General features: G+C 70.0%; 13 protein-coding genes. 11 read left to right on the top strand and 2 right to left on the bottom strand.

All coding sequences use genetic code 11. The features are described 5' to 3' along the window. Window positions 1-56 precede the first annotated feature (56 nt). From recG to mutM, 8 genes are all read left to right on the top strand, one after another. Window positions 57-2264 (top strand): ATP-dependent DNA helicase RecG, encoded by a 2208-nt coding sequence (gene recG, locus ACFYW5_RS00610; RefSeq protein WP_389414759.1) that lies wholly within the window; start codon window positions 57-59, stop codon window positions 2262-2264. Between the two features lie 110 nt (window positions 2265-2374). Then, entirely contained in the window at window positions 2375-2962 is a 588-nt protein-coding gene (rsmD, locus tag ACFYW5_RS00605) for a 16S rRNA (guanine(966)-N(2))-methyltransferase RsmD (protein ID WP_389414758.1), read from the top strand. Between the two features lie 26 nt (window positions 2963-2988). Then, on the top strand, window positions 2989-3468 hold the full coding sequence (gene coaD, locus ACFYW5_RS00600; protein ID WP_389415608.1) for a pantetheine-phosphate adenylyltransferase: 480 nt from the start codon (window positions 2989-2991) through the stop codon (window positions 3466-3468). A 58-nt stretch (window positions 3469-3526) separates the two neighbouring features. Then, window positions 3527-4567: a cell division initiation protein gene (locus tag ACFYW5_RS00595; RefSeq protein WP_389414757.1), complete on the top strand. Its 1041-nt coding sequence runs from the start codon at window positions 3527-3529 to the stop codon at window positions 4565-4567. A 129-nt stretch (window positions 4568-4696) separates the two neighbouring features. Continuing rightward, window positions 4697-5344, top strand: a complete 648-nt coding sequence (locus ACFYW5_RS00590; RefSeq protein ID WP_389414756.1) for a YceD family protein — start codon at window positions 4697-4699, stop codon at window positions 5342-5344. A gap of 2 nt (window positions 5345-5346) precedes the next feature. Then, window positions 5347-5520 carry a 50S ribosomal protein L32 gene (gene rpmF, locus ACFYW5_RS00585; protein ID WP_028802425.1) on the top strand — a complete coding sequence of 58 codons (174 nt, stop codon included), beginning with the start codon at window positions 5347-5349 and terminating at the stop codon, window positions 5518-5520. A gap of 7 nt (window positions 5521-5527) precedes the next feature. Then, window positions 5528-6334, top strand: coding sequence for a ribonuclease III (gene rnc, locus ACFYW5_RS00580; protein WP_389414755.1), 807 nt, complete (start codon window positions 5528-5530; stop codon window positions 6332-6334). Window positions 6335-6414: 80 nt separating this feature from the next. Beyond that, window positions 6415-7275 carry a bifunctional DNA-formamidopyrimidine glycosylase/DNA-(apurinic or apyrimidinic site) lyase gene (gene mutM, locus ACFYW5_RS00575; RefSeq protein WP_389414754.1) on the top strand — a complete coding sequence of 287 codons (861 nt, stop codon included), beginning with the start codon at window positions 6415-6417 and terminating at the stop codon, window positions 7273-7275. Here the strand turns inward: mutM and ACFYW5_RS00570 are convergent. Continuing rightward, window positions 7248-7649, bottom strand: coding sequence for a winged helix-turn-helix transcriptional regulator (locus tag ACFYW5_RS00570; RefSeq protein ID WP_389414753.1), 402 nt, complete (start codon window positions 7647-7649; stop codon window positions 7248-7250). The genes mutM and ACFYW5_RS00570 overlap by 28 nt on opposite strands. Window positions 7650-7756: 107 nt before the next feature. On the opposite strand from ACFYW5_RS00570, the gene ACFYW5_RS00565 reads away from it, so the two are divergent. Next, window positions 7757-8341, top strand: coding sequence for a flavodoxin family protein (locus ACFYW5_RS00565; protein WP_389414752.1), 585 nt, complete (start codon window positions 7757-7759; stop codon window positions 8339-8341). Window positions 8342-8403: 62 nt separating this feature from the next. On the opposite strand, the gene ACFYW5_RS00560 is transcribed toward ACFYW5_RS00565, so the two are convergent. Further along, window positions 8404-9579, bottom strand: coding sequence for a CAP domain-containing protein (locus ACFYW5_RS00560; RefSeq protein WP_389414751.1), 1176 nt, complete (start codon window positions 9577-9579; stop codon window positions 8404-8406). A gap of 159 nt (window positions 9580-9738) precedes the next feature. Between ACFYW5_RS00560 and ACFYW5_RS00555 the strand changes: the two genes are divergently transcribed. Both ACFYW5_RS00555 and ACFYW5_RS00550 read left to right on the top strand, forming a co-directional pair. Beyond that, window positions 9739-10020, top strand: coding sequence for an acylphosphatase (locus ACFYW5_RS00555; RefSeq protein WP_389414750.1), 282 nt, complete (start codon window positions 9739-9741; stop codon window positions 10018-10020). Between the two features lie 377 nt (window positions 10021-10397). Further along, window positions 10398-10601 carry a hypothetical protein gene (locus tag ACFYW5_RS00550; protein WP_250074615.1) on the top strand — a complete coding sequence of 68 codons (204 nt, stop codon included), beginning with the start codon at window positions 10398-10400 and terminating at the stop codon, window positions 10599-10601. The last annotated feature ends 52 nt before the right edge of the window (window positions 10602-10653 follow it).

Below are 10653 nucleotides of genomic sequence, written 5' to 3'. Positions count from 1 at the left end.
GACGGATCCGGGCCCTCAGGCAGGCGTCTGCGGCGATGTCAGTGCCGTGGTGTGCAATGGATCTCGTGCCCGCACTGCAAGAACCACTCCAGCAGCCACTGAAGTCGGTGCTCGGCCCCGCCACCGCGAAGGTGATGGCCGAGCACCTCGGCCTGCACACCGTCGGCGACCTCCTGCACCACTACCCGCGCAGATACGAGGAGCGCGGCCAGCTCACCCACCTCGCCGACCTCCCCATGGACGAGCACGTCACGGTGGTCGCCCAGGTCGCCGACGCCCGGCTGCACACCTTCGCCTCCGCCAAGGCCCCGCGCGGCAAGGGCCAGCGCCTGGAGGTGACCATCACCGACGGCAGCGGCCGGCTCCAGCTGGTCTTCTTCGGCCACGGCGTGCACAAGCCCCACAAGGAGCTCCTGCCGGGCACCCGCGCGATGTTCTCGGGCAAGGTCTCCGTCTTCAACCGCCGCCTCCAGCTCGCCCACCCGGCCTACGAACTGCTGCGCGGCGACGGCGAGGAGACGGTCGAGACCTGGGCCGGCGCCCTGATCCCCATCTACCCCGCCACCGCCAAACTGGAGTCCTGGAAGATCGGCAAGGCGCTCCAGACGGTGCTGCCGAGCGCCCAGGACGCCGTCGACCCCCTCCCGGAGAGCCTCCGCGCGGGCCGCGGCCTGGTCCCGCTCCCCGAGGCGCTGCTGAAGATCCACCGCCCGCACACCAAGGCGGACGTCGAGGACGCCCGTTCCCGCCTCAAGTGGGACGAGGCGTTCGTCCTCCAGGTCGCCCTGGCCCGCCGCCGGCACACCGACGCCCAACTCCCGGCGGTGTCCCGCACCCCCGGGCCGGACGGTCTCCTCGCGGCCTTCGACGACCGCCTGCCCTTCACCCTCACCGAGGGCCAGCAGCGCGTCTCCGAGGAGATCTTCGACGACCTGGCCACCGAGCACCCGATGCACCGCCTGCTCCAGGGCGAGGTCGGATCCGGCAAGACCATGGTGGCCCTGCGCGCGATGCTCGCCGTCGTCGACGCCGGCGGGCAGGCCGCCATGCTCGCCCCCACCGAGGTGCTCGCCCAGCAGCACCACCGCTCGATCGTCGAGATGATGGGCGACCTCGCCCAGGGCGGCATGCTGGGCGGCTCGGAGCACGCCACCAAGGTCGTCCTGCTCACCGGGTCCATGGGAGCCGCGGGCCGCCGCCAGGCGCTGCTCGACCTCGTCACCGGCGAGGCCGGCATCGTCATCGGCACCCATGCGCTGATCGAGGACAAGGTGCAGTTCCATGACCTCGGCCTGGTCGTGGTCGATGAACAGCACCGCTTCGGCGTCGAGCAGCGGGACGCGCTGCGCGGCAAGGGCAAGCAGCCGCCGCACCTCCTCGTCATGACCGCCACGCCCATCCCGCGCACGGTCGCGATGACCGTCTTCGGCGACCTGGAGACCTCGGTCCTCGACCAGCTCCCGGCCGGCCGCTCCCCGATCGCCAGCCATGTCGTCCCGGCCGCCGACAAGCCCCACTTCCTCACGCGCGCGTGGGAGCGCGTGCGCGAGGAAGTGGAGAACGGCCATCAGGCGTACGTCGTCTGCCCCCGCATCGGCGACGAGGAAGCGGATTCGAAGAAGAAGTCCGCCGAGGAGGCCGCGGAGAAGCGTCCGCCGCTCGCCGTCCTCGACGTGGCCGACCAGCTCGCCCAGGGTCCCCTCGGAGGGCTCAAGGTGGAGGTCCTGCACGGCCGGATGCACCCCGACGACAAGGACGCGGTCATGCGCCGCTTCGCCGCGGGCGAGACCGACGTCCTGGTCGCCACCACCGTCATCGAGGTCGGCGTCAACGTCCCCAACGCCACCGCCATGGTGATCATGGACGCCGACCGCTTCGGCGTCTCCCAGCTCCACCAGCTGCGCGGCCGGGTCGGCCGTGGCTCGGCGCCGGGCCTGTGCCTCCTGGTCACCGACATGCCCGAGGCGAGCCCCGCCCGCCAGCGCCTGAACGCCGTCGCCGCCACCCTCGACGGCTTCGAGCTCTCCCGCATCGACCTCGAACAGCGCAGGGAGGGCGACGTCCTGGGCCAGGCCCAGTCCGGCGCCCGCACCAGCCTGCGAATGCTGACGGTCATCGAGGACGAGGAGATCATCGCGGAGGCGAGACAGGAGGCGACCGCGGTGGTGGAGGCGGACCCGGAACTCCAGACCCTCCCCGGCCTGCGCACGGCCCTGCAAGCTCTTCTGGACGAGGAAAGAGAGCAGTACCTGGACAAGGGGTGAACCGTAGGCGCCCCGACAGGGGCGCGGGGCTGTACCCATATGCGGCTACCGCCGCGCGGGCGCGACCAGCCACACTGAGACCGACAGCCGCCCACGACGAAGGACCGAAGATGACCCGCGTGATCGCCGGCGCAGCCGGCGGCCGACGCCTCGCCGTGCCGCCAGGCAATGGCACCCGCCCCACCTCCGACCGCGCACGCGAGGGCCTCTTCTCCACCTGGCAGTCCCTCCTGGGCGGCCCCCTGGCGGGCGAACGAGTCCTCGACCTGTACGCGGGCTCGGGCGCCGTAGGCCTGGAGGCCCTCTCCCGGGGCGCGGGCCACACCCTCCTCGTCGAGGCGGACGCCCGAGCCGCCCGCGTCATCCGCGAGAACGTCAAGAACCTGGGTCTCCCCGGCGCCGAGGTGCGGGCCGGAAAGGCCGAACAGATCATCAGGACCCCGGCGCCGGCCGAGCCGTACGACATCGTCTTCCTGGATCCCCCGTACGCCGTCACGGACGACGATCTTCGGGAGATTCTGCTCACACTCCGCTCGGAAGGCTGGCTCGCGGACGACGCGCTCGTCACCGTGGAGCGCAGCACCAGAGGCGGCGAATTCCACTGGCCGGACGGCTTCGAAGCGCTCCGGGCCCGTCGCTACGGCGAGGGAACGTTTTGGTACGGTCGCGCCGCCTCTACGTGCGAAGACGCACGATGACCGGACCGGAGAGCGAGGGATCACTAGTGCGCCGCGCCGTCTGTCCCGGGTCGTTCGACCCGATCACCAACGGACATCTCGACATCATTTCCCGCGCCTCCAGGCTGTATGACGAGGTCTACGTCGCGGTCATGATCAACAAGGCCAAGAAGGGCCTGTTCGAGGTCGACGAACGGCTCGACCTCATCCGCCAGGTCACGGCCGAGTACGGCAACGTGCGGGTCGAGGCCTTCCACGGCCTCCTCGTCGACTTCTGCAAGCAGCGCGACATCCCGGCCATCGTCAAGGGTCTGCGCGCGGTCAGCGACTTCGACTACGAGCTGCAGATGGCCCAGATGAACAACGGGCTCTCGGGCGTCGAGACCCTGTTCGTGCCGACCAACCCCACCTACAGCTTCCTGTCCTCCTCGCTGGTCAAGGAGGTCGCGACCTGGGGCGGCGACGTCTCGCACCTGGTCCCGCCCATCGTGCTGGAAGCCCTGAACGACCGGCTGCTGAAGGACTGATGGGGCTACAGTCGTCCCGTCCGTCTCCAACACAGCTGTAGAGAGTGGCGAGCACACGGTGGACGTGCAGAAGAAGCTCGACGAGATCGTCGCGGCGGTCTCCAGTGCCCGGTCGATGCCGATGTCGGCCTCGTGCGTGGTCAACCGCGCCGAGCTGCTCTCCCTGCTCGAAGAGGTGCGCCAGGCCCTGCCGGGCTCCCTCGCGCAGGCCCAGGAGGTCATCGGGGACCGCGAGCAGATGGTCGAGCAGGCCCGCCAGGAGGCGGAGCGGATCGTCCGCTCCGCGCACGCCGAACGGGGCTCCCTGATCTCCGACACGGAGATCGCCCGCCGCTCCCAGGCAGAGGCCGACCGCATCCTCGCCGAGGCCCGCAAGGAGGCCGAGGACATCCGCGCCGAGGCCGACGACTACGTCGACTCCAAACTCGCCAACTTCGAGGTCGTCCTCACCAAGACCCTCGGCTCCGTCGGCCGCGGCCGCGAGAAGCTCCTCGGCACCGGACCCGGCGTCGACGAGCAGGGCTACGAGGACGAGGACGCCCCCGAGCGCAGCCACGACCCCGAGACCCTGCGCCGCACGGCCGACGAGTACGTCGACGTCAAGCTCGGCGCCTTCGAGGCCGTCCTCGCCAAGACCCTGCAGGCCGTCGGCCGCGGCCGGCAGAAGCTGCACGGCCGGATCGCCAGCGACGACCTCGGCGCCCTCGCCGACGACACCAGCACCGTCCAGCACTCCAGCGACGCCGACTACCTCGCCGACCTCGCTGCCCTGGCCGAGCAGGACGCCTCCGCCGCACAGCAGCAGCCGCAGCAGCCGGACTACGCCCCGCAGCAACCGGCGTACGACACCTATGGCGGCTACCAGCAACCCGCGTACGCCCAGCAGGACCCGTACGGCTATCAGCAGGCCGACCCCTACGCCTACCAGGGCTACGACGCCCAGCAGCAGGGTTACGACCCGCAGCAGGTCCCCCAGCAGGCCCAGCAGCCCCAGCAGGCGCAGCAGGGTTACGCCCTGGACGAGACCAGTCTCTTCGACACCGGCATGATCAGCGCGGAGCAGCTGCGCGCCTATGAGCAGGGCCGCGGCCAGGGCTGAGCCCACCGGATTGGGCCGTTGGCGAAAGGTCCAGTATCCTGGCTCTTCGGTCGCGCGTACGTCCGCGATCAGCGCTGCCCGGGGACACCGAGGGCAGTGTGACCTGAGCTCAGAAGATCGAAAGCAGGAATGGCTCTGAACGCCCGCCTCGACCACCGCGACCCTCTCGTGTTCGACACACACGAGCTGGGGCGGCGTCCTGGCGCGCTCCAGCGCCTGACCCGCACGATCGACGCCCCCAAGGACCTCGGTCTGAAGGACGTCATCGGAGTGCCGGAAGGCGCCCCGGTGAAGCTCGAACTCCGCCTGGAGTCGGTCATGGAAGGGGTGCTTGTCACAGGCACCGCCCATGCGTCGGCCGAGGGGGAGTGCGTAAGGTGTCTGGAGCCGCTTCAGCTCGACCTCGAAGCGGACTTCCAGGAGATGTTCTCGTACCCTGACGCCGACGACCGGGGCCGCGCACACCACGCGGAACCCGTCGACGACGCCGAGGAAGACGAGGACAGGCTCTTTCTCGAGGACGGCCTGTTCGACCTCGAACCCGTGCTGCGTGATGCGGTGGTGCTCGCACTGCCGATGCAGCCGGTGTGCCAGGAAGACTGCCCGGGACTGTGCGCCGAGTGCGGCGCACGCCTCGCGGACGACCCGGACCACCACCATGACGCCGTCGACATCCGTTGGGCGGCACTGCAGGGACTCGCCGGTTCACTCGAAGACGGCGAGAAGGACGAGATGAGCGGCGCCGAACCGGGCGTCGACGAGAAGCAGGAGAAGTAGCCGTGGCTGTTCCGAAGCGGAAGATGTCGCGCAGCAACACGCGCCACCGCCGGTCGCAGTGGAAGGCTGCGGTCCCCACCCTGGTTGCGTGCGAGCGCTGCCACGAGCCCAAGCAGCAGCACATCGCGTGCCCGGCTTGTGGCACCTACAACAAGCGCCAGGTCCTCGAGGTCTGAGCGGCTGGTGAGAGGCACTGTGTCCACGCCGAAGAAAACCTCTGCGGAGACCACGGCCTCGTCCCACACGCTGTTGGAAGGGCGGCTCGGGTACCAACTCGAGTCCGCCCTTCTGGTGCGTGCGCTCACCCATCGTTCCTACGCGTACGAGAACGGCGGTCTGCCGACGAACGAGCGTCTGGAGTTCCTCGGGGACTCCGTGCTCGGCCTCGTCGTCACCGACACGCTGTACCGCACCCACCCCGACCTGCCCGAAGGCCAGCTGGCCAAGTTGCGGGCCGCGGTGGTCAACTCGCGTGCGCTGGCGGAGGTGGGCCGTGGGCTCGACCTGGGTTCCTTCATCCGGCTCGGCCGCGGTGAAGAGGGCACGGGCGGCCGGGACAAGGCGTCCATCCTCGCCGACACCCTGGAAGCGGTGATCGGCGCGGTCTATCTCGACCAGGGCCTGGACTCGGCGGCGGAGCTCGTGCACCGCCTGTTCGACCCCCTGATCGAGAAGTCCTCGAATCTCGGTGCCGGCCTGGACTGGAAGACCAGTCTCCAGGAGCTCACCGCGACCGAAGGGCTCGGCGTGCCCGAGTACCTGGTCACGGAGACCGGCCCCGACCATGAGAAGACCTTCACTGCTGCCGCCCGCGTCGGAGGCGTCTCGTACGGCACCGGCACCGGCCGCAGCAAGAAGGAGGCGGAGCAGCAGGCCGCCGAGTCCGCCTGGCGGTCCATCCGGGCCGCGGCGGACGAGCGCGCCAAGAACGCCGCCGCTGCCGCGCAGGCCGCGGCAGCGGAAGCCGACGAGGCGTCCGCCTCCGCCTGAGAAGAACAGCGCGACCCGAGCGCCCGCACCCGTCCCGGGGCGGGCGCTCGGCTCGTACACCGGCTCGTACGGGGGATGCCATGCCCGAGTTGCCCGAGGTAGAGGTCGTCCGGCGCGGTCTGGAGCGGTGGGTCGCCCACCGGACCGTCGCCGACGCCGAGGTGCTGCACCCACGTGCGGTACGCCGGCACATCGCGGGCGCCGACGACTTCGCGCACCGGCTGAAGGGCCACCGCATCGGCGTGCCGAGCCGCCGCGGCAAGTACCTGTGGCTGCCCCTGGAGGACACCACCCAGTCGGTCCTGGCCCACCTCGGCATGAGCGGCCAGCTCCTGGTCCAGCCGCACCAGGCACCGGCCGAGAAGCATCTGCGCATCCGGGTGCGGTTCGCCGACGACCTCGGCACCGAACTGCGCTTCGTCGACCAGCGCACCTTCGGCGGACTGTCGTTGCACGAGAACACCCCCGACGGACTGCCCGACGTCATCGCGCACATCGCCCGCGACCCGCTCGATCCGCTCTTCGACGACGAGGCGTTCCACCAGTCGCTGCGTCGCAAGCGCACCACCATCAAACGGGCCCTGCTCGACCAGTCGTTGATCAGCGGAGTCGGCAACATCTACGCGGACGAGGCCCTTTGGCGCTCCCGCCTGCACTACGACCGCCCCACGGCCACCTTCACCCGGCCGCGCAGCCTCCAACTCCTCGGCCACGTACGGGACGTGATGAACGCGGCCCTCGCGGTGGGCGGCACCAGCTTCGACTCCCTGTACGTCAACGTGAACGGCGAGTCGGGCTACTTCGACCGGTCCCTGGACGCGTACGGCCGCGAGGGCCTGCCGTGCCGCCGATGCGGTACGCCGATGCGCCGCCGCCCGTGGATGAACCGGTCGAGCTACTTCTGCCCCACGTGTCAGCGGGCGCCGCGCGTCTCGTCGTAGCGCTCGCGTGCGTCGAGCACGTGGTCCATCTGCCCTTCCAGGAAGTGGATCAGGGTGAGCAGCCGCTCGGCGACACCGCGTCCCAGCGGCGTCAGTTCGTAGTCCACGCGGGGCGGGTTCGTCGGCTGCGCCTCGCGGTGCACCAGGCCGTCGCGCTCCAGCGCGTGCAGGGTCTGGGACAGCATCTTCTCGCTCACACCGTCCACGCGGCGCCGCAGCTCGTTGAAGCGCAGCGACCCCTCGTGCAGCGCCCCGAGGGTGAGCGCGCCCCAGCGGCCGGTGACGTGCTCCAGCGTCCCGCGCGAGGGACAGGCCTTCGCGAACACGTTGTACGGCAGCTCCTGCTCCGCCGTGCGCTGCTGCGTGGTGTCCATGACTGAAGCCTACTCCAGCGCAGCGCTAACCAAGGGGTTGCACTAACCAAAAGTTAGTGCTTTCATTTCGGCATCGTCAGCGACCTGCTCTCCCAGGAGTTCCCCTCGTGACCACTCCCGTTGTCTCCATCGCCTACCACTCCGGCTACGGCCACACCGCCGTCCTCGCCGAGGCCGTCCGCTCCGGCGCCGCCGACGCCGGTGCCGAGGTGCACCTGATCAACGTCGCCGAGATCACCGACGAGCAGTGGACGGTCCTCGACGGCTCGGACGCCATCGTCTTCGGCTCCCCGACCTACATGGGCACCGCCTCCGGTCCGTTCCACGTCTTCGCCGAGGCCACCTCCAAGCGCTGGTTCGGCCAGGACTGGAAGGACAAGCTGGCCGCCGGCTTCACCAACTCCGGCTCCAAGAGCGGCGACAAGCTGCACACGCTGCAGTTCTTCCAGATCCTCGCCGCCCAGCACGGCATGCACTGGATCAACCTCGGGCTGCACCCGGGCTGGAACAGCAGCGAGGGCTCCGAGCACGACCTCAACCGGCTCGGTGTGTTCGCGGGCGCGGCCGCGCAGACCAACGTCGACGAGGGTCCCGACGGTGTCCACAAGGCCGATGCGGCGACCGCCGAGCACCTCGGGCGCCGGGTCGCCGAGGCCGCGCGGGCCTTCGCGCGCGGCCGGGCCGCCGCGTAAGGGGCACACGCGTGAGGGCTCCCACCCGGTCACCGGATGGGAGCCCTCACGCCTGCGTGCTGTCAGTACCCGAAGTTCTGCGTCCACCAGGGCCCGCCGGGCGCGATGTGCACGCCGACGCCCAGCGTCTTGAAGTCGCAGTTCAGGATGTTGGCCTTGTGGCCGGGGCTGTTCATCCACGCGTCCATCACCGCGGCCGCGCCGGCCTGGCCCCGGGCGATGTTCTCGCCGCCGAGCCCGGTGATGCCCGCCTTCTCGGCACGGTCCCAGGGGCTCGCGCCGTCCGGGTCGGTGTGGTCGAAGAAGTCCCGCTTGTCCATGTCCTCGCTGAAGGCGGCGGCGAGGTCGGCGAGGGCGCTGTTGGCGGCGACGGCGTTGCAGCCGGCCTTCGCCCGCTCCTCGTTGACGAGCTTGAGCACCTCGGCCGCGGCGACGGCCTCCTCGGTGAGCGTCACCGGCGGGGTGGTCTTCTCCGGCGCCTTGGTGGCGGGCTTCGACGGGGTCGCCTTCGGCTTCTTGGACGGCGTCGCCTTCGGTTCCTTCGACGGCGTCTTCGTCGGCGCGGCCGACGGGGCCGAGGTCGAGGGCGCTGCCGACGGAGAGGCGGCCCGCTCCTGGTCACGGCTGGCCGGGGAGCCGTCGTCGCGGCTCTGGTCCTGGTTCTGGTTCTGGTTCTCCACGCTGCCGGACGTGCCGCCCTGCTCGCTCGGGGAGCTGGTCGGGGAGTCGGCGGTCTGCACCTTGTCGCCGCTGCCCCCGCCGAGGGTGTAGGTGTCGCCGCCGGGCAGCACGCCCGTGGCGACCGCGACGGTACCGATGGCCACGGCCGCGGAGACCCCCAGCAGACCGGTGCGCACCGGGGTGGCGGCCTTCTTCTTCTTGCGGCGGTGACCGCTCGCCGGCCGGGGGCCGTCGTCGGGCAGGAAGCCGTCGGCGGCGAAGTCGCTCGTGAAGTCGCTGGCGAAGACGGTGGTGTCCGTCACGCGGGCGTAGTCCTCGGCATAGCCGTCGCCACGGCCGGCCTCGGCCGCGAAGAGGTAGGCCTCGGTCTGCGCATAGGCGCCGGCGTAGGCGTCCTGGTGGAGATAGGGCGCTATGCCCACCGGCTCGCCCGGGTGCGGGTCCGGATACGAGTTCAGCGGGTCACGGCTCCTCGAAGAGGAACCCTCGGTGCGATTGACCCCCGTGGCGCGGCCCGTGGCGGCGCGGCCGGCGGCGGAGCGTCGGTGGCGTCCCATGTTCTGGCCTTCCTCGTCCGTGCGGTCGACTCGTCCTTTGCGATCAACCAACTCACCCGATCGAGTGAGTTTCATATGAGATTCATTGGGTCGGGACGGTACCGCATGGCGCGGGGTGAGGAAGTGCCCAGTGAGACATTGGCCGGTTAGGTTGCAGCTATGAGCGAGGATGTACGGCTGGTTGCCTGGGTGCGTGGACGGGTCCAAGGTGTGGGTTTCCGCTGGTTCACCCGTGCCAAGGCACTCGAGATCGGCGGCCTGAGTGGTTTTGCTCTCAATCTGGAGGACGGACGCGTCCAGGTGGTCGCCGAAGGCCCCCGCCCCGGCTGTCAAGGGCTCCTAGACTGGCTCCAGGGCGGCGACACGCCCGGCCGCGTGGAGGGTGTCACCGAGATCTGGGACACACCTCGCGGGGGATACGACGGCTTCGCCATCCGGTGATCACCGGACGCGACCCGTCCCCGGGGAACCCCGAGAGCACGCCACGGGCAGCCGCCCCCCACGGAAAGAAGCAGGTAGTTGCCGAGAAACGCTTGCGTCGGCACGTCCGGCACGCCAGGATGATCGCCACGCCCTCAGGGCCCCGCAGGAGTCGCAGCGCCGCCGTTTCGGCCGCGCGCCCCGGGACGCCCGTCAATACGGGGCGTGATCGTGTTGACCGTCAAACTTTTTGGTGAGACGCTGAAAGCCCCGCGCACCTTAGCTGTTTGGCATGTAAGAACGGCAGCAAGAACTCAAGAGTGCCAAGCACCGTGGGTGCGAATCCCTCACGACCCACACCGCATCGGTCGGTCACTCATTGTGGAGGACCATCCATCATGGCAAAGGCGCTTCTCGGTTACGTCGGCGGCTCCGACCCTCGACTCCTCGCCGAGATGCGACGGCTCCAGCAGCGCGTACAGGACCTGGAATCCGAGCTCGTACGGATCCAGGCGGAGAAGGACGCGCTGGCGGCTGCCGCTTCTCACGACAGGATCATGGAGAGCATCGACGCACACCAGGCGGAGCCTGCGCTCACCTGATCACTGCACCGCTCCACAACGGCGAACGCAGTGGTTGGGAAGCCCGGATCCA

Source organism: Streptomyces sp. NPDC002779, from assembly GCF_042888685.1.
Lineage (GTDB): Bacteria > Actinomycetota > Actinomycetes > Streptomycetales > Streptomycetaceae > Streptomyces.
This window is presented reverse-complemented; position numbering and strand designations above follow the sequence as displayed.

Excerpts from the sequence above, each read along its gene's own strand:
- ACFYW5_RS00570 (WP_389414753.1), bottom strand. The coding sequence starts at position 7,649 with ATGGACACCACGCAGCAGCGCACGGCGGAGCAGGAGCTGCCGTACAAC.
- ACFYW5_RS00555 (WP_389414750.1), top strand. The coding sequence starts at position 9,739 with ATGAGCGAGGATGTACGGCTGGTTGCCTGGGTGCGTGGACGGGTCCAA.
- recG (WP_389414759.1), top strand. The coding sequence starts at position 57 with ATGGATCTCGTGCCCGCACTGCAAGAACCACTCCAGCAGCCACTGAAG.
- mutM (WP_389414754.1), top strand. The coding sequence starts at position 6,415 with ATGCCCGAGTTGCCCGAGGTAGAGGTCGTCCGGCGCGGTCTGGAGCGG.
- ACFYW5_RS00550 (WP_250074615.1), top strand. The coding sequence starts at position 10,398 with ATGGCAAAGGCGCTTCTCGGTTACGTCGGCGGCTCCGACCCTCGACTC.
- ACFYW5_RS00560 (WP_389414751.1), bottom strand. The coding sequence starts at position 9,579 with ATGGGACGCCACCGACGCTCCGCCGCCGGCCGCGCCGCCACGGGCCGC.
- ACFYW5_RS00590 (WP_389414756.1), top strand. The coding sequence starts at position 4,697 with ATGGCTCTGAACGCCCGCCTCGACCACCGCGACCCTCTCGTGTTCGAC.
- rsmD (WP_389414758.1), top strand. The coding sequence starts at position 2,375 with ATGACCCGCGTGATCGCCGGCGCAGCCGGCGGCCGACGCCTCGCCGTG.